We start from the raw sequence: 26,265 nt of genomic DNA on the forward strand, positions 1-26,265 counted from the left end.
CGTTCCGATTGCTTATTAGCAAAAGGAGTGGTGCAACTGGCACGTTTGGTTTAATCAAAGAAAGTGTAGTAAAGGGTTCTGACAGCGGCTTTTTCTTGTTCTTTGTGGATGCCGAACATGATGCTGACCTCAGAGGACCCCTGGTTGATCATCTCTAAGTTGATATTTTTCCGCGCAAGGGCAGCGGTACTGTCGGCAGTGATCCCGACCCGCTGACGCATCCCTTCACCAACGACGACGACCATGGATAGATCGTGGGTCATTCGCAGTTCATCGGGATCGATCTCGTAGGCGATCTTGCGCAGCAGTTCTTCTTCCAATACTGGATTCAACTGGTTGGAGCGCATAATGATCGAGATATCATCGATTCCTGAAGGCATGTGTTCATAATTTAAATCAAATTCCCGGAAAATCTCTAAGACCCGTAACGTGAACCCAACTTCGCGGTTCATCAAGTATTTGCGGATATAGATCATACAAAAGCCTTCGTCACTGGCAACGCCGATCACCGGCTGATCCAAATTGTCTCTTTGGTTGGTGATCAAGGTGCCGGGATGACTTGGGTTATTGGTGTTTTTGATCACCACGGGAATTTTCGCATGGTATGAAGGCATCAACGCCTCATCGTGCAAAACAGTAAAGCCGGCATAAGACAGCTCCCGCATTTCTCGGTAAGTCACTTCTTTGATGGACTCTGGATGATGAACGTAGCCTGGATGAGCAGAAAAAATCCCATCGACATCGGTAAAGTTTTCGTACAATTCTACTTGCAGACCAGCCGCCACGATGGCACCAGAAATATCAGATCCCCCTCGAGAGAAGGTACAGATTTCGCCGGCTTCTGTGTAACCAAAGAAGCCAGGAATCACTAAGATTTCAGGACTATCGCGCCATTGTGCGATCTTAGCGTACGATTTGTTCAAGATACGGGCGTTTTGGGGTTCATCCGTCACCAGCAACCCAAGTTCTTGTGGATTCATGTAGCGAGCAGCTAATCCACGGCTTTGTAAAATCCCTGCGATCAATTTGGCATTGTTGTCTTCGCCGCTTGCCAAAACCGTATCATAAAGATGCGGATTGTCTTGAGTAGGCAGTGTTTGAAAAGCCGCCAATGATTGCCAGATGCGGTCTAAATGGACTTGTTCGATACCAAAGGGGGCGGCGATCGCTGTATAGCGGGCATAGATTTCTTCTATTAAATCAGTGATTTCTTCTTGGGCAGACAGACGGGTACAGACTGCTAGTAACAGATCGGTGACTTTCTGATCGTCGCTGGAACGCTTACCAGGCGCTGAAACAACAACAAACCGTCTTTTAGGATCACTTTCAATTATCGCAACAACTTTTTCGACTTGTTCGGCTGAGGCAAGGGAACTGCCTCCGAATTTCGCTACTTTCATTTGACATTACTCCTGTTCAAGCTTTTTACTAGAGTACAGTTTCAATAGGGAGAAATCAAGCGGTTTCTTGAAAAAAATCGGAAAAATCAGAAAAAAAGTCACTTGTTGATGTAAATTTCACGATTTGTTTTCATTATCGATGGAAAAGCCGTGAATGATTTTATTCAATGCGAAAAAAGTCGATCTTTTTTGCCTCAATCTAATGCTTGATTTTTTTCTTTATGCTATAATCTAGCGTAGATGCTTTTTTATAAAGGGACTGTCTGTCCTTTTTATACTCAACGAACTTATCAATCAATCTGCTGATCAGCAGATTTTAGACGAAACATGTATATTTGAAAATTGGAGGAACCACAAAATGGGAACTAATATCATCTTTGGAATTGTCATTGCCATCATCATCATCGCAGCGGTCTTGTATGCAATTGGCTTTTTCATGCGGAAGAAAAACCAAGAAAAGCTAAATGACTTGGAAAAACGCAAAGAAAATCTGTTTGACTTACCGGTGATCGAAGAAGTCGATGAAGTAAAAAGAATGCACTTGGTTGGTCAAAGTCAAAACACCTTCCGTGAGTGGAACCAACAATGGACAGATATCTCCACAAAATCTTTTGCTGAACTTGAGAGTCAAATCTTTGAAGTGGAAGAACTAAACGAACGCATCCGCTTTTTCAAAGCAAAAGGGGCGATTGTTCAAGCGGAAGCGACCATGGATGAGATGGAACGCCAAGTAGAAGAGATTCGCGCCGGCTTGAAAGAATTACGAGAAAGTGAAGAACGAAATTCACTGGAAGTCCAAAAAGCGTTGGACGTTTACGAAGACTTGAAGAAGAAGCTACGGGATCAAGGCGAAGAATTCGGTCCTGCTTACAATGAGCTGCAAAAACAAATCAAAAACATTGAAATTGAGTTCACCCAATTTGTTACCTTAAATACTTCAGGCGATCCTGTGGAAGCACGGGAAGTGTTAGACCAAGCAGAAAAACACACCTATGAAGTAGAAGACTTAATGAAACGGATCCCAGCGGCCTACGAAGAATTAAACCGTACCTTCCCAGATCAGTTGAAAGAAATCCAAGATGGCTACAAAAAATTATTAGAACAAAAATATGTGTTCCCAGAAGCAAACTTCCAAGAAGAAATCAACCGTGTGAAAAAACGAGTTGAAAACTCCATGAACGATCTAGCGAAAACAGAAGTCGCTTCCGTTGAAGTGGCAAGTCGTGATACTGCAAGTGATATCGATGCCTTGTATACGGTGATGGAACGTGAGATCAATGCCAAGAAATATGTCATGAAAAATCGCCAAATCATTGAAGACTATATTGACCACGCAACGAAGAACAACCGTCAGTTGTTGATCGAGTTGGATCATACGGCACAAAGCTATACATTGAATCATAATGAATTAGGTCGCGTCCGTGGTTTTCAAACGGAAGTCGACGAATTGGCTCGTCGCAATAACGAGTACCTACCACAATTAGAAAAGCACGAAATTCCTTATTCAGAAGTGCAAAGCTTCTACAAAGATGCCTACAAGATTTTGGATGATGTGGAAAGCCAGCAAGTCGAAATCGATGATTCCCTTGCGGAATTACGTCGTGGCGAAAAAGTTGCGCAAGAAAAAGTGGAAAGCTTCGAATTCCGTCTACGCAACTTGAAGCGGTTTGTTGAGAAGCAACGCTTACCTGGTTTGCCAGGTGAGTACTTAGAATTCTTCTTCGTGGCAACAGATCGGGTGGAAGAACTAGGCAAAGAATTGAACAAGATTCGCATCAACATGCAAGAAATCAATAAATTGGTTTCTGTCTGTGAAGAAGATCTTGATCTTTTAGATGAACAAACGAAAGACTTGGTGGATGCTGCGGCATTGACTGAGCAAATGATGCAATATGCCAACCGTTATCGTCATTCTCATCCAGATATCAAGGCAGCGATCGACAAATCACTTTACTTGTTCAGTAAAGAATATCGCTATCAAGATGCGCTAGATGAAATCGGCACAGCGTTGGAACGAGTAGAACCAGGTGCCTTCAAAAGGATCGAAAACTTCTACTTCAATAACCGCGACTTAGTATAATACGAAAGCCAGCAGTGAAAAACTGACTGGCTTTTTTCATGGAAAGAATGGCTCGCTGCATGATTAACGCTTACGAAGGAAGGGAAAGTTTCCTTTAAATAAAGCCAAAGCCAGCGAGTCACCTTGAAACTCAGCCCAAGAGCAGTTATAATGGGAAAGAATTTTTTTAGAGAAAGGGTCCTATCATTGATCTATTTTGACAACAGTGCAACAACCGCTATTTATCCACAAGCTTTAAATACATATGTCCAAGTCAGTCAGCGAATCATCGGCAATCCCTCAAGCCTGCATGATTTAGGAAATCAAGCCAATCGCCTGCTACAGCAATCACGTCAGCAGATCGCCGATCTGTTAAACGTTTCTTCCAAAGAGATCGCATTTACCAGTGGGGGGACCGAAGGAGACAACTGGGTCATCAAAGGGACTGCTTTAGCGAAAAAAGCCTATGGGAATCACCTGATTATTTCCAGTATTGAACACCCAGCCGTCAGTGAAACAGCCGCTCAATTAGCCGAGTTAGGGTTTGAGGTCAGTGTGGCACCTGTCGATGCGCAAGGCTTTGTCAACGTGTCAGAATTAGCAAACATGATTCGCAAAGAAACGATTTTGGTTTCGGTGATGGCGGTCAATAATGAGGTAGGATCGATTCAACCGATCCATGAGATCGCAACCGTGTTGGCGGACTACCCAACGATCCATTTCCATGTAGATGCTGTCCAAGCCATCACAAAGGTCCCGCAAGAGCAATGGTTCAATGAGCGAGTCGATTTTGCCGTGTTCTCTGCACATAAATTTCACGGACCTCGTGGCGCCGGATTTATCTATTGGAAACAAGGTCGTAAGTTGGCGCCATTGATGACTGGCGGTGGGCAAGAGCAAAACCAGCGCAGCGGTACCGAAAATGTACCAGCAATCGTTGCCATGGCAAAAGCCCTGCGTTTAGCGACGGAACACAAGGCTGAAAAGCCGAACCATGTTCAATTATTAAAAGGCTATTTGCAAGAAGCACTGGCTGGCTATGAGAAAGTCACGCTTTTTTCTGGCACTGAAGGGTTTGCGCCACATATACTTTGTTTCTCATTAAAAGGGATCAGAGGAGAAGTCTTAGTCCATGCCTTTGAAGAAAAGCAGATCTATCTTTCGACGACGAGCGCTTGTTCCTCTCGTAAAAAGATGGCCAGCAGTACGCTTCATGCGATGCACGTTCCGGAACAGTTAGCGACATCCGCTGTTCGTATCAGTTTAGATGAGAGCAATACGATGGCAGAAGTCGAGCAGTTTCTAATCGTCTTCCACCAGTTGTACCAAAAATTTTCGAAAATTAATTAAGCACGACATAGCACTATAAAATCAATCCAAATCAAAGGAGTTTTCTCGTGAATTATTCAGAAATCATGGTTCGTTACGGCGAACTGTCAACAAAGGGCAAAAATCGTCGTAGTTTTATTATGCAATTAGCCTCAAACGTCAAACGTACCTTAGCCGATTATCCCCATGTCAAAGTTCATGCCGAGCGAGATCGCATGCACTTGCTATTGAACGGTGAAAACAGCCAAGAGATCATTCCTAAGCTGCAAAAAGTCTTTGGGATTCAAAACTTTTCCCCTAGTATTCGGGTTGAAAAAGACATTGAGGTATTGAAGAAAGCCGTTCAAGACGTTATGGCAGAGATCTACACCGGTGTTGAGACCTTCAAAATCACAGCTAAGCGCAGCGATCACTCGTTTGTGCAAGATAGCAACCAGTTGAATTTGACCTTAGGTAATGCGGTGATCGACCGTTTTCCTGATATCAAAGTCCAAATGAAAAAACCAGACATCAATCTGCGGGTGGAAATACGGATCGATGGCGCCTATCTGTCCTATGAAACGATCCAAGGAGCAGCCGGCTTACCCGTTGGCACCAGCGGTAAGGGAATGTTGATGCTTTCTGGTGGTATCGATTCGCCAGTTGCAGGCTACTTTGCCATGAAACGCGGTGTTGAGATCGAAGCAGTCCATTTTGCAAGTCCTCCTTATACGAGTGAACAAGCATTACAAAAAGCCAAAGATCTAACGAAGAAGCTTGCTCCTTATGTGGGAAGCATCCAATTTATCGAAGTTCCGTTTACGGAAATCCAAGAAGAAATCAAAAACCGTGTGCCGCAAGGCTATTGGATGACCATCACCCGTCGGATGATGCTGCGTTTGACAGATGCGATTCGTGAGGCTCGTCATGGCTTGATTATCTTAAATGGTGAATCATTAGGACAAGTCGCTTCACAAACTTTGCATAGCATGGTCGCCATCAATGAAGTAACCAATACGCCAATCGTGCGCCCAGTGGCAACGATGGACAAATTGGAGATCATTGAAGTTGCCGAAGCCATTGATACCTTTGAGTTATCGGTTCAGCCCTTTGAGGATTGCTGCACAATCTTTGCCCCCCCTCAACCAAAGACACGCCCAAGACTGGATAAAGTACATCAATATGAAGAGCGTCTCGATATCGAAGGGATGATGGAACGTGCGATGGCTGGGTTGAAACTAGAAGTAATCACGGCAAATCAAGAAAAAATAGCAACCGAATTCGCTGAATTCTTATAATAAAGTTTCTTTTTTAAACTACGACCACAACTGTTATGGAACATTTGTGGTCGTTTTTCATCGTGTGAGAGAGTTTGTGAATATTTTCTTGCTATTGAAAATGGAACATGCTACACTCAATATGTGAATCATTTAACAAGGAGGGTGGACAGGATGGAAGCATTAAGAGATAAAAAACTTCCGAAAGCAACGGCAAAACGTTTGCCAGCTTATTTACGACACTTAAAATTACTGGATGCCTCAGGTATTCAGCGAATCAAATCAAAAGAGTTTGCAGAAATCACGCAAGTTCCTTCAGCCACGATCCGCCGGGATTTTTCTCATCTAGGAGAATTGGGTAGAAGTGGGTATGGCTATGATGTTCCTTATTTGATTGAGGTTTTGAGCTATATTTTAGAAACCAATGAGGAGAAAAAAATCGCCTTGATTGGTTATGGAAATTTAGGAAAAGCGTTAGCTAACAACAATTTTCGCAGAAATGAAAATCTTTCCGTCATCGCGGTTTTTGACAATGATCCAGAAATGATTGGCCAGACCATTAGTGGACGTTATGTCTATGGAATGGACCAATTGGCGGAAGTCGTAGCAGAAAAAGGGATCACCGTAGCGATTTCGACTGTTCCTAGCCGCTATTCACAAATGGCGATCGATGCGATCGTGGATGCTGGGATCACAGCAATCCTGAATTTTGCCCCTGATCCCGTCATCGTGCCAAAAGATGTCAATATCCAATACATTGATTTGACGACAGAATTGCAAACCTTGATCTTTTTTGATACGACCTACTCGCAAAAATCGAAAGTCTGAGCAAATCCTTTTCGTTTTTTGACAATCTTTCTTATACTGGGAGAAAATGCTATAGGAGAGATGTTATGCAAGTTACACGCAAAGAAACGGTTTATGAGATGCCCGGCAACCAACCAAAAGTAGGGGATAAAGCAGCTGATTTTCGCTTGAAAAGTTTAGAGGACAAGGAATATACACTGACTGATTTTTTAGGAAAACCAACGATCATCAGCGTTGTTCCCGATATCGTGACACGTGTCTGTGCGTTGCAGACCAAGCGTTTCAACCAAGAAGCAAGTCAATTGGATGATATAAATTTTGTAACGATCTCTAACAATACAAAAGAAGAACAAGCACAATGGTGCGGCCAAGAAGGCGTCGACATGATCATGTTTCATGATCCAGCGAATACCTTCGGTGAGGCCTATCAAATCATGATCCCAGACTTCGGTCATTTTGCCCGAGCAATTTTCGTTTTAGACCGTGAAGGCGTGATTCAACACGTTGAGATCGTACCTGAGATCTCCCACGAACCAGATTATCAAGCAGCCATCGATGCAGCGAAAGCAAACCTCTGATTGACTTTCAAAAAAGTTCATTGTAGAATGTAGCAAGATGAAACAAGAATCTATGATGGCAAGACAATGTTCAAGAGGAGTATCAGTGACCCTGGCGGTCAGAGAGAAGTCGGTCGGTGCAAGACTTCCCCAGACACTGAAAAGGTAGCTTGAAGGTCTTTGATCCGAACCACGGTTTGTTTCTTGCAGACAAAGCCGCACAGTAAGATCAAGCGCGTCGTGAACGTTACCTCACGTCAAAGTGGCAGAGCAATCTGCAATTTAGGTGGTACCGCGTATCAGCGCCCTAATGCCTCGGCATTAGGGCGCTTTTTGCTGTGAATCACTGCGACTGGCCCACAAAGTGGGACAGAGCAGATGATGAACAGTACTAGGCGACCAAAGGGAGCGTAGTAACCATACTAGGAATCACTGCGACTGGCCCACAAAGTGGGACAGAGCAGATGATGAACAGTACTAGGCGACCAAAGGGAGCGTAGTAACCATACTAGGAATCACTGCGACTGGCCCACAAAGTGGGACAGAGCAGATGATGAACAGTACTAGGCGACCAAAGGGAGCGTAGTAACCATACTAGGAATCACTGCGACTGGCCCACAAAGTGGGACAGAGCAGATGATGAACAGTACTAGGCGACCAAAGGGAGCGTAGTAACCATACTAGGAATCACTATGACTGGCCCACAAAGAGGGACAGAGCAGATGATGAACAGTACTAGGCGACCAAAGGGAGCGTAGTAACCATACTAGGAATCACTATGATTGGCGCACAAAGTGGGGCAGAGCAGATGATGAACAGTACTAGGCGACCGTAGGGAGCGTAGTAACTATACTAGGAATCACTATGACTGGCGCACAAAGAGGGACAGAGCAGATGATGAACAGTACGCGAAGTCAACAAAATTGGTTCACGAAGCGAGCCAGATCGCTTGCCAAAAGCCCTAAGACACAATAGAGGATCACGGAAGTGAGCCATGACCTCTGTAAGCAATTTTTTTTACCAACAATAAACAGCTGTTAATTACCACTGCACTCATCCTGAACGATTCAAACATTTTCGCGCTTTACCCAGCAACAGGCACCAAAAAACCACACCAACCATTACGTTTAAAAAACGTAACTTTAGGAGGACCAACTATGACAGAAACTGAGAATCTATCCACCAAGTACAATCCCCAAGAAGTAGAAGCCGGGCGTTACCAAGATTGGTTAGAGCATGACCGTTTTAAACCAAGCGGCAACAAAGAAGCAAAACCTTATTCTATCGTGATTCCACCACCAAACGTAACAGGAAAATTGCACTTAGGTCATGCCTGGGATACCACGTTACAAGACATCATCATTCGTCAAAAACGGATGCAAGGGTATGACACCTTATGGCTGCCAGGAATGGACCATGCCGGGATCGCTACCCAAGCCAAAGTAGAAGAAAAGCTGCGGGAACAAGGAATTTCTCGCTATGACCTTGGTCGGGAAAAATTTGTTGAACAAGTATGGGATTGGAAAGAAGAATATGCCGGTCACATTCGGGAACAATGGGCGAAACTAGGCTTATCCCTAGACTATAGCCGTGAACGGTTCACATTAGATGATGGATTATCCGAAGCGGTTCGTAAAGTTTTCGTGACGCTATATGAAAAAGGCTTGATCTATCGTGGCGAGTACATCATCAACTGGGATCCACAAGCCCGCACGGCATTATCTGATATTGAAGTGATCCACAAAGACATCGAAGGTGCTTTTTACCACATGTCTTACGAATTAGCAGATGGCAGCGGTGTGGTGGAGATCGCAACGACTCGCCCAGAAACGATGTTGGGGGATACAGCAGTCGCGGTTCATCCAGAAGATGAACGCTATCAAGCATTGATTGGTAAGAAAGTGATCTTGCCTTTGGTCAATAAAGAGATCCCAATCATCGCTGATGAGTACGTGGACCAAGAATTTGGAACAGGGGTCGTAAAAATCACTCCTGCCCATGACCCGAATGACTTCGAGGTCGGTAACCGCCATGACCTACCACGGGTCAATGTCATGAATGATGACGGAACAATGAATGACTTAGCAGGTACCTATGCAGGCATGGATCGTTTTGCTGCTCGCAAGCAAATCGTGAAAGATTTAGAAGCGTTAGGTCGTCTGATCAAAATCGAAAAAATGGTCCATAGCGTAGGTCACTCAGAACGGACAGGCGTAGTAGTCGAACCTCGTTTATCGACACAATGGTTCGTAAAAATGGAACCATTAGCAAAACAAGCCATCGACAACCAAGAAACCGACGATGCGGTGGACTTTTATCCGCCACGTTTCAACCAAACATTCTTACGTTGGATGGAAAATGTCCATGACTGGGTTATCTCTCGTCAGTTGTGGTGGGGCCATCAAATCCCAGCTTGGTACCACAAAGAAACGGGGGAAATGTATGTAGGACTTGAAGCGCCAGCAAATGCCGAAAATTGGCAGCAAGATCCAGACGTATTGGATACATGGTTTAGTTCTGCTTTATGGCCGTTTTCAACGATGGGGTGGCCAGATGAAAACAATGAAGATTTCCAACGCTACTTCCCAACGAATACATTAGTGACTGGCTATGACATTATCGCATTTTGGGTAAGCCGTATGATTTTCCAAAGCTTGGAATTTACTGGCAAACGACCATTTGAAAATGTCTTGATCCACGGATTGATCCGTGATGAACAAGGTCGCAAAATGAGTAAGTCTCTTGGAAACGGGATCGATCCGATGGAAGTCATTGAACAATACGGCGCTGATGCATTGCGTTGGTTCTTATCAAATGGCTCTGCACCGGGACAAGACGTGCGTTTCAGCTATGAGAAAATGGATGCTGCTTGGAACTTCATCAATAAAATTTGGAATGCTTCCCGTTTTGTCTTAATGAATGTCAGCGAAATGACTGCAGAAGACATTGATTTTTCTGGTGAAAAATCAGTGGCGGATCGTTGGATCTTGACGCGCTTGAATGAAACGATTGAAAAAGTCACTGACCTTTTTGAACGCTTCGAATTTGGTGAAGCAGGTCGTCAATTATACAACTTTATCTGGGATGATTTCTGTGACTGGTACATTGAAATGTCGAAAGAAACGTTATACGGTGACAATGAAGCAGCGAAACAAGTTAATAAGAGCATCTTAGTCCATGTTCTTGATCAAATTTTACGCTTGTTGCACCCAATCATGCCATTTGTTACAGAAGAAATCTGGAGCAAGCTGCCGCATACAGGGGAATCATTAGTCGTTGCTGAGTATCCACAAGTGGCTCCAGAATGGACGGATGAAAAAGCGGCGCAAGGGATGGAAGTGTTGAAAGAATTGATTCGTTCGGTTCGAAACATCCGAGCAGAAGTAAATACACCACTTTCGAAACCAATCACTTTGCTGATCCAAGCAAATGAGCCTGAGATCGAAGAATTCTTGATCGCTAACAAAAACTATATCGAACGCTTCTGTAATCCAGAAGAACTAGAAATCTCTAACAGCTTGCAAGCCCCTGAATTGGCGATGTCTGCCATCCTATCAGGTGCGACGATCTACTTGCCACTAGCTGGGTTGATCAACATTGAAGAAGAAATCGCGCGTTTGGAGAAAGAACTAGCGAAGTTCACCCAAGAAGTTCAACGGGTACAAGGCAAACTGGCGAATGAACGCTTCGTTGCCAATGCACCAGAGGAAGTCGTGGCACAAGAACGCAGCAAAGAAGCCGATTATCTTGAAAAACAAAAAGCCGTTCAAGAACGGATCGAACAATTACGCACAATCCAATAGGATGAGCACATCATACGCAAACAAGCATCTTTCGGAGATGCTTGTTTTTGCTTATTCAATAGAAACAGGGCGAACAATTTTCTCGTTTAAAGGAAAGAAATTGGGAAAGCCGTTCATTTTTTGTTAAAATAGGAGCGAGGTGAGCGAGATGACAAGCGAAGAAGCAACAGCGTGGATCCATTCGCGTTTGACATTTGGGCAAAGACCTGGATTGATGCGTGTCGAAGCATTATTAAAACGGATGGGTAATCCTGAAAAAAAGGTGACCATGATCCATATCGCCGGTACGAATGGCAAAGGATCGACCGTCAGTTATTTGCGTAGTCTTTTAGAAGAAGCTGGGCAGCAAGTGGGGACCTTTACTTCCCCACACATTGAAGCGTTCAATGAACGAATTGAAATCAACGGACAATTTATATCAGATGAGGACTTGGTCGCTTGGGTGGAAAAAATCCAGCCGCTGGTTGCTGAAATTGATCGCGATGAAACGTTGACGGGCATTACCCAGTTCGAGATCATTACCGCTATGGCATTAGGCTATTTTGAAGAAAAAAAGGTCGATGTTGCGATTATTGAAGTTGGCTTAGGGGGACTCTTAGATAGTACCAACGTTATTTCTCCTATTTTGACCGCGATCACGACGATCGGCATGGATCACATGGATGTCTTAGGGGATACCATTGAAGCGATCGCTGCCCATAAGGCAGGGATCATCAAGCCGCAAACACCCCTTGTTACTGGCAATATCGTTGAAAGTGCGCTTTCGGTGATCGATTTGAAAGCTGCAGAAGCACAGGCACCCGCTTATCATGCAGGGCAAGAGTACCGTGTGACCTATCGTCGTCCCGATGAAGAATGGGGCGAATTGTTTGATTTTGAAAATGAGCATGGCAAAATCAAAGGCTTGAAAACACCGATGTTAGGCCGCCATCAACCAGAAAATGCCGGTGTTGCGATCCAATTATACAGCCTGTATTGCGACCTGCGGCAACTGCCCTTTTCAGCCAAAGAGATTCGCAATGGCTTGCGAAAAGCCTATTGGCCCGCCCGGATGGAACGAATCAGTAGTGAGCCACTAGTGATTATCGATGGTGCCCATAACGTACACGCCATGGCTCGTTTAGTAGATACGATGAAAGAAGAGTTCAGCGAATATCGTATCCATGTACTGTTTTCAGCGCTTGAAACCAAAAACGTCAATGAGATGCTTCAGCAATTGCTATCGATTCCCCAAGCCGAGATTTATTTAACGACCTTCGATTTTCCCAAAGCACTGCATTTGGCAGACGGCTATCAGGAACTTGATGAAAAACGAATCTCAACCGTTTCTTTATGGCAGTTTGGCTTGGCAGAATTATTAGAAAAAATGACCAATGAAGATTTGCTGCTGGTGACAGGATCCTTGTATTTTGTTTCAGAAGTTCGTGAATTGTTATTGGCAATAGGAGGAAGAAATGGCTAAGTTACGTGGTGTGATTTTCGATATGGACGGCTTGATTTTTGACACGGAGCTGCTTTATTACCAAGCGACTCAAATCGTGGCGGATCAAATGGGTATTCCCTATACAAAAGAGTTATACCTAGCCTATGTAGGTGTTTCGGATGAAGAAGTCTGGGCAGCTTATCATGAGAGATTCGATGAAGCCTTTGGTCATCAGATGATTGAAGAATTTATTCAAGCGGCTTTTCAGCAAACGTTGGAAATGTTCCAACGGGGCGAGGCTGAATTGAAGCCGGGGATCCACGAGTTATTGCATTATCTTGATGAGAAAAAGATTCCCCGAGTGTTGGCGTCTAGTAACCAGCGCAAAGTGATCGACACCTTGCTGGAAGCAGCAGACTTAACGGCGGAATTTCCTAAGATCGTCTGCTTTGATGATGTCACACGGGCAAAACCAGATCCTGAGATTTTTGAAAAAGCTCATGCATTACTGGCGGTACCAAAAGAAGAATTGGTGATCCTTGAGGATTCGGCTAACGGTATTCATGCTGCTCATGGGGCTGGGATCTCAGTCATTATGATTCCCGATTTGATCGCGCCGACGACCATCATTGAAGAAAAAGTCTTGAAAGTCTTGCCTTCACTAGAGGATGTCCCAGATTTTCTAGAAACGGCTTTTTCGATTTAACTGTGATATTTTGCGCATCTTATTCATGAAATACTCTCTCCTTTGCGTATCTTTTATTAGACCGACGCAAAGGAGTTTTTTTATGATCAATGAAACAGAGATTCCCCAAAGCTCGTTTCCACGAGAGCGCTTAGTGCAATATGGGGTTGATGCCCTTTCGAACCAAGAACTGTTGGCAATTTTGTTGCGGACTGGCTCACGGCCCCTAAATGTCTTGGAATTAGCGGCTAGTGTCTTGAATCGTTTTGAAGAATTGTATGAATTAAAAGAAGCGACAATCGATGAATTACAAGAAATTCGCGGCGTCGGACAAATCAAAGCCATCGAGATCAAAGCGATGATTGAATTAGGTGTGCGGATCCAGCGGTCTGTTCAACCAAAGTACGGCAAGATCAACTCCAGTATGGCGATCGCTCATCAGCTGATCCAAGAATTAAAAGACTTTCGTCAGGAGCACTTGCTAGGGATTTATTTGAATACCAAAAATGAGATCATTCAAAAAAAGACGATCTTCATCGGATCGTTGAATCAGTCGATCGCTCACCCACGGGAGATTTTTCATTGGGCGGTACGCTACAGTGCCGCACGAGTGATCGTCGTTCACAACCATCCCAGCGGTAGTCCCCAAGCCTCAGAGGCAGATCTGCTGTTTACACGCCGCTTGATCAAGTGCGGAGACTTGATGGGGATCGAACTACTGGATCATTTAATTATTGGCGACAATGCCTATGTTAGTTTGCGAGAAGAAGGCCTCTGGCATCAAGAAATTTGCTGACACAACGGCTAATTTGCGAACATTATTAAAAATAAAGGTGAATTGTCTAATCGTCTGTCTTGCAAAAAAATACGGGCAAGTGTAAAATATTATTGTAATTTTGTTTGCTGAATAGATGTTGAAACGCACGTTAGGCCTCTATCGCACAAAGGCAATGTTACACATAATTAAGTGCTTATGCACGAGGAGGTTTTTTTATAATGGAACAAGGTACAGTAAAATGGTTCAATGCTGAAAAAGGGTTTGGTTTTATCTCTCGCGAAGACGGTACAGACGTATTTGTACACTTTTCAGCGATCCAAGGTGAAGGATTCAAAACTTTAGAAGAAGGTCAAGCAGTAACTTTCGACGTGGAAGATTCTGATCGTGGACCTCAAGCAGTTAACGTAAACAAAGCGTAAGCTTTCAAACAAACTGCCAGTAAGAGCACTTTGAAATCAAAAACCCAAAAGACCATCGAATCGATGGTCTTTTTTTTGCTTTTTGCAACGGAAAGGAAAAAGGGGAGTTCCCAGTAACCTGAGAACTCCCCTTGCATGTGAGACTATAAATCATCCGGTGTCATGATCATTGAAAGGATCATTGGATGACGCTCGGTTTTTTCAAATAGGAATGGCTGTAAAGCCGATGACATCGCTTCTCTTAATTTGTGCTCTGTTGGGTCTGATTGGTTCAAGACTTCTCGCAACGCACGGAAGAGAATTTGTTGGGCTTCGTTGATCATCTCGCCGGATTCCCGCATGTAAACAAACCCACGAGAAAGGATATCTGGTCCAGCAAGAACTTCTTTCTTCGCCACATCGACTGTCGCTACCGCTAAGACGAGGCCTTCTTCTGAAAGAATACGACGATCTCGTAAGACGACATTCCCGATGTCACCGATACCGCTGCCGTCGACATAAACATCATTGGCATTGAAATGACCAGCCAAGCGAGCGGTATCCGCTGTTAAGGCCAACATGTCACCATTTTCCATAATGAAACAATTTTCTTTTGGTACACCGACATCTTGTGCCAGTTGGGTGTGGATGTTCAGCATCCGAAATTCCCCATGGACAGGCATGAAGAATTTTGGCTTCATTAGACGCAACATCAGTTTTTGTTCTTCTTGGCCACCATGACCAGAAGTATGGATGTTGTTCAATTTGCCATGGATCACGTTTGCGCCAGCTTCCAACAGCAAGTTGATCAGCTGATTGACACTCGTGGTATTTCCTGGAATCGGTGAGCTTGAGAAAATCACGGTATCATCTGGGTGAATTTGGATTTGACGGTGAGTCCCGTTGGCAATCCGACTCAAAGCAGCCATCGGCTCTCCTTGAGAACCCGTACAAAGGATCATCGTTTCATTTGCAGGCAAACGATTGATCTCATGAGATTCCACAAATGTACCATCTGGCACCTTGATATAGCCAAGGCGCTGTCCGTTGACGATCGCATTTTCCATACTGCGTCCAAAAACGGCGATTTTACGTCCAGTCGCAACCGCCGCATCTGCAGCTTGTTGGAGCCGGAAAATATTGGAAGCAAAGCTGGCAAAAATGATCCGACCATCGATTTTTTCAAAAATCTTTTGGATCGAGCTGCCGATCGTTTTTTCTGATTTGGTAAAGGTCGGAATCTCTGCATTGGTACTATCGGAAAGGAGGCAAAGGACGCCTTCTTCACCAATTTTTGCCATTTTGTGCAAGTTTGCTGGTTCGCCCACAGGCGTAAAGTCAAACTTGAAATCGCCAGTTGCGACGATATTGCCAGAAGGCGTTTTGACAACGACACCTAAAGCATCAGGGATACTGTGGGTCGTTCGGAAGAAGCTGATGGACGTTTTACGGAAACGAATCACCGTATCTTCATTGATTTCGTGTAATTCCGCGTCCCGCAATAAGCCATGCTCATCTAATTTGTTGGTGATCAAAGCAAGTGCCAAGGGTCCCGCATAGATTGGGATATTGGCTTCCCGCAACAAGTAAGGGATTCCGCCAATATGGTCTTCGTGACCATGAGTAACGATCAAGCCTTTGACTTTCGGTAAATTTTGAACGATGTAGCTATAATCGGAAATGACATAGTCGATCCCAAGCAGTTCATCTTCGGGGAATTTGATTCCCGCGTCAATTAAGATGATCTCATCTTGGAATTGAACCCCATAACAGTTTTTTCCGATTTCGCCAAGTCCACCGACGCCGAATACGCCGGTCTCATTATTTTTCAGCGAAACTTTCATCTTAAAACTCCGCTAATTTGAAATCAGCGTTTTCTTTTTCGTAAGCTAAATGTTTTTCATCTAGTTCTTGAACGAACTCGATGTTGTATGGGGTATTTTGTTCCACTAGACGGCGTGCGATCACTGCATCGTCTGCTTCAATGTACAAAGAGTGGGTTTGTTCTCTCTTTGGGTTGCGGTCTTTTGTTTCTTGGTAATAAATTTTGTAAATCATATCTTTTCTCCTTTATCTGCTTTTCGCAGTAGTCTATTTGGTTGATGAATTCGCTGCATCAAAAAATCGAGGTCCGAATAAAGTGACCTGAAAAGAAGGCTTCGAGAGCCGCTGCATGCTTTTTTCAGACAATCGTTGTGAGAAAAAAGAGAAAGCCTCGTCTTTGCTTTCCAAATGTCGTCATAAAAAATTCACCGGGTTTGTAAGTCGTTCCACTACAAGTATCCCTAGTTTATCACAGAAAAACGAATAAGTATAGAAACACGTCATTTTTGAAAAGGCTTACTGAAAGAAAATGAAACGACTATTTCCGAAGTTTACTTTTTTTCGTTGAAAGTGCATTACAATGAGAATATTCCTATGCTATAGTAGAAGTAATGAAGTAAAAAAGGAGGGGATTTTTTGAAATTAATGTGGCACTATACGATGAGAAACAAAAAACTGCTGGTTTTTAATTTCATCTGTGTTTTTGGTTTTATTTTGATTGAATTAGGTTTGCCGACGTTATTGGCAAGAATGATCGACAAAGGGATCGCCGCTGGTGATCGCGACTACATATGGAAAATGGGTGCGGCGATGATCGCGATCACCATTGTGGGGATCACGATGAACATTTTGTTAGGCTATTTCACGTCACGTATCACCACTAACATTGTGGCAGATATTCGTGACGATCTTTTTGAAAAAGTCCAAGGCTATTCACATACTGAATATGAAAAAATCGGGGTTTCATCATTGATCACCCGTGTGACCAATGATGCGTATCAAATCATGCTGTTTATGCAAAGCATCTTACGGACGGGTTTGATGACACCCATGATGTTTGTGGTCAGCTTGTACATGGTCATGCGGACAAGTACACAACTAGGATTATATGTCTTGGGGGCATTGCCGATATTGCTAATGGCAGTCATCGCCATTGCCAAAATCTCGGAACCATTATCCACCAAGCAACAAGCCAATCTAGATAAAATCAATGGCATTTTGCGGGAAAATCTCTCTGGTTTACGAGTGATCCGTGCCTTCGTCAATGAAAAATTTGAAGAAAAACGCTTTGGCAAAGTCAACCAAGCCTATGCGTCTAGTTCTCGCAGCTTGTTTCGCTTGATGGCAACGGCACAACCGGGCTTTTTCTTCTTATTCAATATCGTGATGATCTTGATTATTTGGACGGGAAGTATTCAAATCGATCAAGGGCAACTGCAAGTCGGTGACTTGATTGCGTTTATCGAATACATCTTCCATGCGCTGTTTTCTTTCATGCTGTTTGCGACCGTCTTTACGATGTATCCACGAGCAGCCGTTTCTGCTCGCCGAATCCAAGAAGCGTTAGATGCGACTTCTGAAATCAAAGAGCCAGAACAGCCAGTGACAGAAACTAAGACAAAAGGTTTCTTGGAATTTAAAAATGTTACCTTTGCTTATCCGGGACATGCGCAAAGTCCAGTGATTCGTAATGTTAGCTTTACCGCTTCACCAGGTGAAACTGTGGCGTTTATCGGTAGTACCGGGAGCGGGAAATCGACCTTGATCCAATTGATTCCGCGTTTTTACGACGTCAGTGAAGGCCACGTCTTGGTGGATGGCGTTGACGTTCGGGATTACAGTTTAACGACTTTGCGCAACAAGATCGGGTTTATCCCTCAAAAAGCGTTGCTATTTACAGGGACGATCGCAGAAAACCTGCGCTATGGGAAAGAAGATGCCACGCAAGCAGAGCTGGAACGAGCAGCCGAGATTGCGCAAGCGGCCGATTTCATTTCTCGCACACCAGATGGCTTTGATGCTCATTTGGCAGAAGGCGGAAGCAATTTCTCTGGCGGACAAAAACAACGTCTAGCGATTGCCCGTGCGGTGATTCGCCAACCAGAGATCTATATTTTTGATGATAGTTTTTCTGCATTGGATTACCAAACGGATGCAAAATTGCGGGCACGCTTGAAAAAAGAAACCACGGAATCGACCGTTTTGATCGTTGCTCAACGAGTAGGAACGATCATGAATGCCGATAAGATCGTCGTCTTGAATGAAGGCGATGTGGTTGGGATCGGTACCCACAAAGAACTGCTGCAAACTTGTCCAGTATACTACGACATTGCGGCGTCACAATTATCAGAGGAGGAGTTGGCACAATGAAAGCAATCTCTTCTTTAAAACGGTTAGGTGCTTACATCAAACCGTACAAAGTACAATTTATCCTAGTCTTGCTGTTTACAGTTGCAACCGTCGGCTTCAATGCGGCAATGCCGTATGTTTCTGGATTGCCGACGACAGAGATCAGCCGCAACATCGCTGCAGGCGAAGGCGTTAATTTTGATTACGTGATCCTTTGCTTGATCTGGATCGCAGTCGTTGGTGTCGGTTACTGTTTCTCACAATTGATGTCAGGGCTGCTGATCACCAACGTTGTCCAATCTGCGATGCGAGATTTGCGGCAAGACATTGAAGAAAAAATCAATCGTCTGCCCGTTTCTTACTTCGACCGCAACCAGCAAGGGAATATCCTGTCAAGGGTGACCAATGACGTGGATGCCGTCAGCGGTGCGATGCAGCAAGCCTTGATCGGGATCGTCAATGCCTTCTTAGGAATCATTATGGCGGTTTCTATGATGTTTTATATCAATACTTACATGGCATTGGTTTCATTGATCATGATCCCAGCCTCCTTATTGATTTCTCGCACAATCGTCAAAAAGTCGCAAAAGGACTTCCAAGGCATGCAAAATGCGTTAGGAGATCTGAACGGCTACGTACAAGAAAACATGACTGGATTCAGTGTGTTGAAAGTGTATGGACGGGAAAAGCAAACACTTGAAGGGTTTAAAAACGTTAACCACCAGTTGCGCTATTACGGCTTTCGTTCTGCCTTTGTGTCAGGATTGATGATGCCACTGGTGCAAATGACCGCTTACTTTACCTATATCGCAATGGCAGTCATGGGTAGTTTTTACGTGATCAGCGGCGTGATCGTTGTTGGTCAGCTGCAAGCGTTCATTCAATACATTTGGCAAGTCAGTCAGCCAATGGGGAACATTACCCAGTTGTCTTCCGTCTTGCAAAGTGCCTCAGCAGCAGCAAAACGGGTCTTTGAAATCTTAGATGAGGAAGAAGAGCCAGTCAATCGAACCGATATCCAATTACCGGAACAAATCAGAGGTGACGTGACCTTTGAACATGTCGGCTTTGCCTATGATCCGAAAAAACCATTGATCAAAGACTTGAACTTTGAAGTCAAAGCTGGGCAAACTGTGGCGATCGTTGGACCAACAGGTGCTGGGAAAACGACCTTGATCAATTTGTTGATGCGTTTTTATGATGTCAATGAAGGGGCTATCAAGATCGACGGCATCGACACGAAAAAGATGGAACGTCACGATGTCCGCTCACTGTTTGGGATGGTTTTACAAGATGCGTGGCTGTATGAAGGCACGATCGGCGATAACATTCGCTTTGGGAAATTAGATGCCACCGATTATGAAGTCGTTGATGCAGCGAAAACCGCCAATGTCGATCACTTCATTCGTACGATGCCAGATGGCTACGAGATGATCATCAATTCTGAAGGTGATAATGTCTCCTTGGGACAAAAACAATTGTTGACCATCGCCCGGGCAGTCATCTCTGATCCGAAGATTTTGATTCTCGATGAAGCCACCAGTTCGGTAGATACCCGCTTAGAAGCGCTGATTCAAAAAGCAATGGATAAAGTGATGGAAGGTCGTACCAGCTTTGTGATCGCCCATCGTTTGTCAACGATTCGTGAAGCAGATCTGATCTTAGTGATGGATCAAGGGTCGATCATTGAAAAAGGCAATCACGAGACCTTGTTGGCAGCTGGCGGCTTTTATAGCCAACTGTATCAAAGTCAATTTTCAGAAGAAGCCGAGTAAGCCGAAAAGAGCGTCCAGTCTGACTGGCGCTCTTTTTGCATTGTAGCAAGGGTGGTGCTATAGTGAAAAAAGAAAGCGCAGATCCGTTTATGGATTGGAAGGAGAAGTTGATGGACAAAGAACAATCAGGGAATGAAACCCAAAAAACAGTTTCGCCCGCCTCGCCGCAAGCGACACCTTGTTTTGTGGCAAAAAATGCGACGATCGTAGGAAACGTGACTCTAGGAAAAGATAGTACGGTCTGGTTTCAAGCAGTGATTCGAGGCGATGCCAATCGAATCGAAATCGGCGCGCGTACCAATATTCAAGATGGAACGATCATCCACGTTGATCACGATGCCCCGACGATCGTTGAAGACGATGTGACTGTTGGGCATCAGTGTATGCTCCATGGCTGTACCATCAAAAAAGGGGCGCTGGTCGGCATGAGCTCGATCGTTTTGAATCATGCCGTGATCGGCGAAAATAGTTTGTTAGGTGCCGGTTCGTTAGTGACGGAAGGAACCGTCATTCCTCCTAATGTGTTGGCGTTTGGTCGTCCGGCACGAGTGATCCGCCCGTTGACAGAAGAAGAGATCGCCAAAAATCAGGCAAACATCACGCATTACGTGGAAAATGGGCATGCTTACCAACAAGGCCAATATGGCGAAGTCTGACGATGAACCAAAAGACGCAAAAAGGTGTACGAATTGCTTCGTACACCTTTTTATGCAAGCTTATTTCAATTTGTTTGATTCCATGATCTCGTCGATCAAGCCGTAGTCTTTGGCTTCTTGTGCGGTCATGAAGTTGTCGCGATCGGTATCGCGTTCAATCACTTCGATTGGTTGACCAGTACGTTCTGACAAGATTTTGTTCAGACGTTCGCGGGTTGCCAAAATGTGGCGGGCAGCAATTTCAATCTCAGTTGCTTGACCTTGTGCGCCACCTAATGGTTGGTGAATCATGATTTCGGCATTTGGTAACGCAAAGCGTTTGCCTTTTTCACCAGCGGTCAATAAGAATGAACCCATAGAAGCAGCCATCCCCATAACGATGGTTTGGACATCGGCTTTGATAAAGTTCATGGTATCAAAGATCGCTAGACCAGCAGTAACGCTTCCGCCAGGCGAGTTGATGTACAAGTAGATGTCTTTTTCAGAATCTTGCGCGTCTAAGAATAAAAGCTGAGCAATGATCGAGTTTGCTAAGTCATCGGTTACTTGACCACTCAACATAATGATCCGGTCTTTTAATAGACGAGAATAGATGTCATACGCTCTTTCACCGCGAGATGATTGTTCAATGACAGTAGGAATTAAATTCATAGTGATAGTCCTCCTAAAAATCGTTATAGATATAGTTTAGCATAAAGTTTTCGCAATATCTAAGAGATAGTATACCGATTAGGTCAAGAAAGGTCAAATAAAAAGTTCGTTATCTTTTTTGCGAAACTTTCAAATATGATACAATATTAAAAAAGGAATGAGGAAGGATCGAAGAATGGCAGTAGCAATAGCAGGTTTGATTGGCGTCTTAGTGGGCGCATTGTTAGTAACCATCATTTTTAATTTACGCATACGGTATGAGGAACAAAAAGAAAAACAACGCCGTTTGTTGGAGCATAAAGTCAAAGAAATCGAAACGCTGGTTTTATTGAATCAAAAAATCAGTGAGATTCTACAAAAACGGGTCATGCTGATGGATGAGTATGTCAGCTTTGATGCCTTTGACGACTGTTATATCACCATCGATGATTTTGCCTATCTACAATCTTTTGCGGCGCAAAACAGTTTTTATCTACCGAATTTTTTCTTGGAAGAATTTTTCAAAAAAATCGGGACACGTCGGGTGATTTTGTCGCCAGAGGAAACCGTTAAGATCGGTGGGTATACGTATAAAGGCGGTCGGATCATTATGGAAAATTTCCTTGATCAATTGGTTGAAATGGTCAATGAGCGTAAAAACCAAATGAAAAACATGACGAGCGAACCGTTGACCTATTTTTCAAAAACGATTTGATTCTTCTGGTCAGTCGGTCGCCTTGGTTAAGGTAACCAAACCATAGTATCGACGATTGCACTTTTTCAACTGATCACACACACTCTTACTGCGATCATAGTAAGAGTGTTTTTCTTTGACCGAAACAAAGCGCTGTCCCCTTAAAAGGATCAAAACAAACAGAGGCTTTTTGGTTCTAGCAGATTCCATGGTAAAATAAAGAGTGAGAATGGAGTGAAAGAATGATGGTACAAATCGTTGCCCACCGCGGGAGTAGCGGCAACCGACCTGAAAACACGCTACCGGCATTCGCGGAAGCGGTGCGGGTCAAAGCTGATATCATTGAGTTAGATGTACATCTATCAAAAGATGGCGGCTTGATCGTCATGCATGATGAAACGGTTGATCGAACGACCAACGGCAAAGGTCGGATCTGTGACCTGACGGTTGCTGAACTAAAAGAACTCAATGCCGGCAGCTGGTTTTCTGAGGAATTCCAAGCCGCCAAAGTCCCCACGCTAAAAGAAGTGTTGGATTTACTTGCAGCGAAGAATTATCGTGGCATTTTGACGATCGAATTAAAAACCGATCATTATGAGTATGAAGAAATCGAAGCCAAAGTATCCGATTTATTGAATAGCCAAGAATGGCCTTTTACTCATTGGTATTGTTCCTTTAATATCGAGACTTTGGATCGGATGCATGCGATCGAACCGGATGCGATCCTTGATTTTATTATGGGACGCGGGGAAGACAAACCACCGTTGGCGCTCAGCCGACCGTATATCGAAGGAATTCATCCGGCCTATCGCTGGGTCCAAGAGACAGCAACGGTCTTGACTGATTTTCCGATTGCGATCCGTCCGTGGACTGTCAATGAAGAAGCGGCGATTCGCACCTGCTTGGCTTTGGGGTTGACCGGGATCATCACCGATTTTCCAGAAAACGCTCGGGCAATTGTGCAGCAGGTCCGCGAGGAAACAAAAGGATGAAAAAAGTCTTAGTGATCGTGGGACCGACCGCAGTCGGTAAAACCGCCTTGAGTATCCAATTAGCTCAAAAATACCATGGGGAGATCATCAGCGGGGATTCCATGCAAATTTATCGACAATTAGATATCGGTACCGCCAAAGTGACGAAGGAAGAAATGGCAGGGATTCCTCATCATTTGATCGATATTCGTGCAATGACGGAAACGTATTCTGCGGCTGATTTCCAGCAAATGGGGCGTGAGGCCATTGAGACGATCCAGCAGCAAGGAAAACTGCCGATCATTGTGGGGGGGACAGGGCTATACATCCAAGCGCTTTTGTATGACTTTCGTTTAGGGGCAGAAGAAGGCGACTCAACGATTCGTCAGCGCTATGAACAAGAAGCAGCAGCCATCGGCAAAGAAGCTCTATGGCAAAAGCTGCAGGCGGTCGATCCCTTGGCAGCAGCGAAGATCCACTACAACAATGAGCGGAAAGTGATTCGTGCGTTGGAGGTTTTTGAAATGACTGGCGAAAGTATTGCTGCACCAAAAGAAACACCGCAAGTTTTGTACGATTTCTTCATGATCGGTTTAACCACTGAGCGAGAATTGTTATACCAGCGAATCAATCAGCGAGTGGACTTAATGATGGATCAAGGTTTGATCGAAGAAGCAAAAGCTGTTTTGCAGTATCCAGAAACGCAAGCCGCCAAAGGGATCGGCTACAAGGAATTTTTGCCCTATTTTCACGGGCAGGCCACATTGGATGAAACAATTGAGCAAATCAAGCAAAACTCACGCCGCTATGCCAAGCGGCAGCTGACGTGGTTCAATAACCGAGCACAGCCCCGATGGATTGATTTAGTGAGACAACCTGAAGAACAACGTACCCTTGAAACAGAAATCAACCAATGGTTGGAGGAGAAAAGATGAGCCAAGAACGTGTGATTCTTGTCGGAGTAGAAACGGAGAAAAACTATCTTCATTTTGATTCGTCAATGAAAGAATTGAAAAGCTTAACAAAAACCGCCAATGGTGAAGTTGTTTTTTCACTGGTGCAAAAACGGCAGCAAGTCGATCGACAAACCGTGATTGGCAAGGGGAAAGTTGCGGAATTGCAGCAGTTGGCAGAAGCACATGAAGCAGATCTAGTGATCTTCAATCATGAACTGACACCAAGGCAAAGCCAGTTGATCGGTGATGCGCTAGAAGTGCCAGTGATTGATCGCGTCCAGCTGATCCTCGATATTTTTGCGATGCGTGCCCGTTCCAAAGAAGGAAAGCTGCAAGTAGAATTGGCGCAGCTGGATTATTTGCTTCCACGTTTGATAGGGCAAGGAAAGAACATGTCTCGGCTGGGGGGCGGAATCGGAACGAGAGGGCCAGGGGAAACCAAGCTGGAGACCGATCGTCGACACATCCGCAACCGCATCACCATCATCAAACGGGAATTGAAGGAAGTGGCCGCCCATCGAGACCGGACACGCCAAAAGCGCAAAGACAGCCAAGTCTTTCAAATGGGCTTGATTGGTTATACCAATGCCGGAAAATCAACTATTTTAAATATTTTGACCAGTGCGGATACGTATGAACAAGACCAGCTGTTCGCAACACTCGATCCGTTGACGAAACGCTGGCGGATGCCGGAAGGATTTGAAGTCACCATTACCGATACGGTTGGCTTTATCCAAGAATTGCCGACCCAATTGATCGATGCGTTTCATTCCACACTGGAAGAAAGTCAAAACATGGACTTCTTGCTGCATGTCGTCGATGCCAGTTCCGAAGAACGGGTTCAGCAAGAGGAGACCGTCTTGAAGTTAATGGAAGAACTTTCTTTGACCCAATTACCGATGTTGACGGTCTATAATAAGGCGGATCGCATCGACGCCGATCAGTTTGTCCCAACGCTCTTTCCCAACGTCTTGATTTCGGCAAAGAGTACCAAAGGCAAAGAACGCTTGACTCAGGCGATCAAAATGGAGTTGATGCAGATCATGCAGCCTTATCATCTGGTTCTGCAAGCCGATGAAGGCAATGCGCTGAATCGTTTAAAACGGGAGTCACTAGTTTTGAGCAATGCCTTCGATGAAGCAACACAGACCTATCATATCAAAGGATTTGCGCTTGAGGATACCTATCCACTACGCAGAATGGCGCAAGAACAGGAATAAGCAGAAACGGTGCAACCGATGCACCGTTTTTTTGTCGTGACAAAATTATGAAGTATAAGTGGTTTGGCTTGCTTTGAACGCAAAAACCGAACATTTTTGGCTAAAGCACCATTTATTCCATAAAAACAACTGCTTGAACATACGATCAAATCAAGGACCTAATGAAAAAATCAAAAAAATTTGCATTCATGTCACTTTTTCTAACATGAGGGGTTGACACGCAAAAAAAGAATTGGTATAGTTTCCATAAAGTTACGCAGCATCATTGAAACGGAGGGGAGCCAAGTTATGCGGGAAAAAGAATTGCGGCGCTCAATGTCAGTCTTTCCTATCGGAACAGTCATGAAATTGACCGATCTCACCGCCCGTCAAATTCGTTATTACGAAGAACAAGAATTGATCCACCCGGAACGCAGCGATGGCAATCGACGCATGTATTCGCTGAATGATATTGATACCTTGCTAGAGATCAAAGACTATCTTTCCGATGGACTGAACATGGCTGGGATCAAACGAGTTTATGAAATGAAAGTTGCCAAAGAAAAAGAAGCGAAGAACAAACCGCCGCTGACCGATGAAGATGTTCGTCGAATTTTTTATGATGAACTCTTGGCTCAAGGTGGATTGAATCAACAACAGCCATACCAGCAAAAAGGTCCACGAATGTAGAACACTTGTAGATCATTGCTGTGATA

22 protein-coding genes and 1 other annotated feature are annotated in these 26,265 nt (G+C 44.3%); of the genes, 18 read left to right on the forward strand and 4 right to left on the reverse strand.

What is annotated here, in order from left to right; all coding sequences use genetic code 11:
• Positions 1-50: 50 nt before the first annotated feature.
• Positions 51-1,400, reverse strand: coding sequence for an aspartate kinase (locus tag IGI88_RS10015; protein ID WP_016611695.1), 1,350 nt, complete (start codon positions 1,398-1,400; stop codon positions 51-53).
• 358 nt (positions 1,401-1,758) lie between these two features.
• Between IGI88_RS10015 and ezrA the strand changes: the two genes are divergently transcribed.
• From ezrA to IGI88_RS10065, 10 genes are all read left to right on the forward strand, one after another.
• The gene (ezrA, locus tag IGI88_RS10020) at positions 1,759-3,480 is read left to right on the forward strand and encodes a septation ring formation regulator EzrA (protein ID WP_016611694.1); all 1,722 of its coding nucleotides are present in this window, start codon (positions 1,759-1,761) and stop codon (positions 3,478-3,480) included.
• Between the two features lie 186 nt (positions 3,481-3,666).
• Positions 3,667-4,809, forward strand: coding sequence for a cysteine desulfurase family protein (locus IGI88_RS10025; RefSeq protein ID WP_035006519.1), 1,143 nt, complete (start codon positions 3,667-3,669; stop codon positions 4,807-4,809).
• Positions 4,810-4,856: 47 nt separating this feature from the next.
• Entirely contained in the window at positions 4,857-6,065 is a 1,209-nt protein-coding gene (gene thiI, locus IGI88_RS10030; RefSeq protein WP_087665115.1) for a tRNA uracil 4-sulfurtransferase ThiI, read from the forward strand.
• A 153-nt stretch (positions 6,066-6,218) separates the two neighbouring features.
• A complete protein-coding gene (locus IGI88_RS10035; protein WP_005237525.1) occupies positions 6,219-6,872 on the forward strand; it encodes a redox-sensing transcriptional repressor Rex in 654 nt (217 codons plus the stop codon).
• Between the two features lie 65 nt (positions 6,873-6,937).
• Complete coding sequence (gene tpx / locus IGI88_RS10040) at positions 6,938-7,429, forward strand: thiol peroxidase (protein WP_016620880.1); 492 nt, start codon at positions 6,938-6,940, stop codon at positions 7,427-7,429.
• A gap of 57 nt (positions 7,430-7,486) precedes the next feature.
• Positions 7,487-7,721, forward strand: a binding site (T-box leader).
• An 844-nt stretch (positions 7,722-8,565) separates the two neighbouring features.
• On the forward strand, positions 8,566-11,211 hold the full coding sequence (locus IGI88_RS10045) for a valine--tRNA ligase (RefSeq protein WP_142437649.1): 2,646 nt from the start codon (positions 8,566-8,568) through the stop codon (positions 11,209-11,211).
• Between the two features lie 148 nt (positions 11,212-11,359).
• Positions 11,360-12,673 carry a bifunctional folylpolyglutamate synthase/dihydrofolate synthase gene (locus IGI88_RS10050; RefSeq protein WP_301388048.1) on the forward strand — a complete coding sequence of 438 codons (1,314 nt, stop codon included), beginning with the start codon at positions 11,360-11,362 and terminating at the stop codon, positions 12,671-12,673.
• Positions 12,666-13,340: an HAD family hydrolase gene (locus IGI88_RS10055; protein ID WP_016611929.1), complete on the forward strand. Its 675-nt coding sequence runs from the start codon at positions 12,666-12,668 to the stop codon at positions 13,338-13,340. The genes IGI88_RS10050 and IGI88_RS10055 overlap by 8 nt, the downstream gene beginning before the upstream one ends.
• An 82-nt stretch (positions 13,341-13,422) precedes the next feature.
• Entirely contained in the window at positions 13,423-14,115 is a 693-nt protein-coding gene (radC, locus tag IGI88_RS10060; protein ID WP_008377042.1) for a RadC family protein, read from the forward strand.
• 200 nt (positions 14,116-14,315) lie between these two features.
• On the forward strand, positions 14,316-14,516 hold the full coding sequence (locus IGI88_RS10065; protein ID WP_005225155.1) for a cold-shock protein: 201 nt from the start codon (positions 14,316-14,318) through the stop codon (positions 14,514-14,516).
• Positions 14,517-14,659: 143 nt separating this feature from the next.
• On the opposite strand, the gene rnjA is transcribed toward IGI88_RS10065, so the two are convergent.
• Both rnjA and IGI88_RS10075 read right to left on the reverse strand, forming a co-directional pair.
• Positions 14,660-16,339 carry a ribonuclease J1 gene (gene rnjA / locus IGI88_RS10070; protein WP_429960400.1) on the reverse strand — a complete coding sequence of 560 codons (1,680 nt, stop codon included), beginning with the start codon at positions 16,337-16,339 and terminating at the stop codon, positions 14,660-14,662.
• Between the two features lies 1 nt (position 16,340).
• A complete protein-coding gene (locus IGI88_RS10075; protein WP_005225157.1) occupies positions 16,341-16,553 on the reverse strand; it encodes a DNA-directed RNA polymerase subunit epsilon in 213 nt (70 codons plus the stop codon).
• A 402-nt stretch (positions 16,554-16,955) separates the two neighbouring features.
• Here IGI88_RS10075 and IGI88_RS10080 point away from each other — a divergent pair, with 402 nt between their 5' ends.
• The 3 genes from IGI88_RS10080 to IGI88_RS10090 all read left to right on the forward strand — a co-directional run bounded on the left by IGI88_RS10080 (position 16,956) and on the right by IGI88_RS10090 (position 21,099).
• The gene (locus IGI88_RS10080; RefSeq protein WP_420694651.1) at positions 16,956-18,689 is read left to right on the forward strand and encodes an ABC transporter ATP-binding protein; all 1,734 of its coding nucleotides are present in this window, start codon (positions 16,956-16,958) and stop codon (positions 18,687-18,689) included.
• Positions 18,686-20,443, forward strand: coding sequence for an ABC transporter ATP-binding protein (locus IGI88_RS10085; protein ID WP_005237514.1), 1,758 nt, complete (start codon positions 18,686-18,688; stop codon positions 20,441-20,443). The genes IGI88_RS10080 and IGI88_RS10085 overlap by 4 nt, the downstream gene beginning before the upstream one ends.
• A gap of 62 nt (positions 20,444-20,505) precedes the next feature.
• Positions 20,506-21,099, forward strand: coding sequence for a gamma carbonic anhydrase family protein (locus IGI88_RS10090; RefSeq protein WP_016611938.1), 594 nt, complete (start codon positions 20,506-20,508; stop codon positions 21,097-21,099).
• 60 nt (positions 21,100-21,159) lie between these two features.
• On the opposite strand, the gene clpP is transcribed toward IGI88_RS10090, so the two are convergent.
• Entirely contained in the window at positions 21,160-21,750 is a 591-nt protein-coding gene (clpP, locus tag IGI88_RS10095; RefSeq protein WP_005225161.1) for an ATP-dependent Clp endopeptidase proteolytic subunit ClpP, read from the reverse strand.
• Positions 21,751-21,925: 175 nt separating this feature from the next.
• On the opposite strand from clpP, the gene IGI88_RS10100 reads away from it, so the two are divergent.
• From IGI88_RS10100 to IGI88_RS10120, 5 genes are all read left to right on the forward strand, one after another.
• On the forward strand, positions 21,926-22,444 hold the full coding sequence (locus IGI88_RS10100) for a hypothetical protein (RefSeq protein WP_008377057.1): 519 nt from the start codon (positions 21,926-21,928) through the stop codon (positions 22,442-22,444).
• A gap of 221 nt (positions 22,445-22,665) precedes the next feature.
• Positions 22,666-23,415, forward strand: a complete 750-nt coding sequence (locus IGI88_RS10105; protein WP_086299151.1) for a glycerophosphodiester phosphodiesterase — start codon at positions 22,666-22,668, stop codon at positions 23,413-23,415.
• On the forward strand, positions 23,412-24,329 hold the full coding sequence (gene miaA, locus IGI88_RS10110) for a tRNA (adenosine(37)-N6)-dimethylallyltransferase MiaA (RefSeq protein WP_016611941.1): 918 nt from the start codon (positions 23,412-23,414) through the stop codon (positions 24,327-24,329). Before IGI88_RS10105 ends, miaA begins: the two co-directional genes overlap by 4 nt.
• Complete coding sequence (gene hflX, locus IGI88_RS10115) at positions 24,326-25,570, forward strand: GTPase HflX (protein ID WP_005225165.1); 1,245 nt, start codon at positions 24,326-24,328, stop codon at positions 25,568-25,570. The genes miaA and hflX overlap by 4 nt, the downstream gene beginning before the upstream one ends.
• Positions 25,571-25,858: 288 nt before the next feature.
• Complete coding sequence (locus IGI88_RS10120) at positions 25,859-26,239, forward strand: MerR family transcriptional regulator (protein WP_005225166.1); 381 nt, start codon at positions 25,859-25,861, stop codon at positions 26,237-26,239.
• The last annotated feature ends 26 nt before the right edge of the window (positions 26,240-26,265 follow it).

This window comes from Enterococcus sp. AZ179 (assembly GCF_050498885.1).
GTDB classification, from domain to species: domain Bacteria; phylum Bacillota; class Bacilli; order Lactobacillales; family Enterococcaceae; genus Enterococcus_D; species Enterococcus_D entomosocium.

What these genes read in the sequence shown, in the direction of transcription:
- IGI88_RS10015 (WP_016611695.1), bottom strand. Translation starts at nt 1,400, where the DNA reads ATGAAAGTAGCGAAATTCGGAGGCAGTTCCCTTGCCTCAGCCGAACAA.
- ezrA (WP_016611694.1), top strand. Translation starts at nt 1,759, where the DNA reads ATGGGAACTAATATCATCTTTGGAATTGTCATTGCCATCATCATCATC.
- IGI88_RS10035 (WP_005237525.1), top strand. Translation starts at nt 6,219, where the DNA reads ATGGAAGCATTAAGAGATAAAAAACTTCCGAAAGCAACGGCAAAACGT.
- tpx (WP_016620880.1), top strand. Translation starts at nt 6,938, where the DNA reads ATGCAAGTTACACGCAAAGAAACGGTTTATGAGATGCCCGGCAACCAA.
- IGI88_RS10045 (WP_142437649.1), top strand. Translation starts at nt 8,566, where the DNA reads ATGACAGAAACTGAGAATCTATCCACCAAGTACAATCCCCAAGAAGTA.
- IGI88_RS10050 (WP_301388048.1), top strand. Translation starts at nt 11,360, where the DNA reads ATGACAAGCGAAGAAGCAACAGCGTGGATCCATTCGCGTTTGACATTT.
- IGI88_RS10055 (WP_016611929.1), top strand. Translation starts at nt 12,666, where the DNA reads ATGGCTAAGTTACGTGGTGTGATTTTCGATATGGACGGCTTGATTTTT.
- radC (WP_008377042.1), top strand. Translation starts at nt 13,423, where the DNA reads ATGATCAATGAAACAGAGATTCCCCAAAGCTCGTTTCCACGAGAGCGC.
- IGI88_RS10065 (WP_005225155.1), top strand. Translation starts at nt 14,316, where the DNA reads ATGGAACAAGGTACAGTAAAATGGTTCAATGCTGAAAAAGGGTTTGGT.
- rnjA (WP_429960400.1), bottom strand. Translation starts at nt 16,339, where the DNA reads ATGAAAGTTTCGCTGAAAAATAATGAGACCGGCGTATTCGGCGTCGGT.
- IGI88_RS10075 (WP_005225157.1), bottom strand. Translation starts at nt 16,553, where the DNA reads ATGATTTACAAAATTTATTACCAAGAAACAAAAGACCGCAACCCAAAG.
- IGI88_RS10085 (WP_005237514.1), top strand. Translation starts at nt 18,686, where the DNA reads ATGAAAGCAATCTCTTCTTTAAAACGGTTAGGTGCTTACATCAAACCG.
- clpP (WP_005225161.1), bottom strand. Translation starts at nt 21,750, where the DNA reads ATGAATTTAATTCCTACTGTCATTGAACAATCATCTCGCGGTGAAAGA.
- IGI88_RS10100 (WP_008377057.1), top strand. Translation starts at nt 21,926, where the DNA reads ATGGCAGTAGCAATAGCAGGTTTGATTGGCGTCTTAGTGGGCGCATTG.
- IGI88_RS10105 (WP_086299151.1), top strand. Translation starts at nt 22,666, where the DNA reads ATGATGGTACAAATCGTTGCCCACCGCGGGAGTAGCGGCAACCGACCT.
- miaA (WP_016611941.1), top strand. Translation starts at nt 23,412, where the DNA reads ATGAAAAAAGTCTTAGTGATCGTGGGACCGACCGCAGTCGGTAAAACC.
- hflX (WP_005225165.1), top strand. Translation starts at nt 24,326, where the DNA reads ATGAGCCAAGAACGTGTGATTCTTGTCGGAGTAGAAACGGAGAAAAAC.
- IGI88_RS10120 (WP_005225166.1), top strand. Translation starts at nt 25,859, where the DNA reads ATGCGGGAAAAAGAATTGCGGCGCTCAATGTCAGTCTTTCCTATCGGA.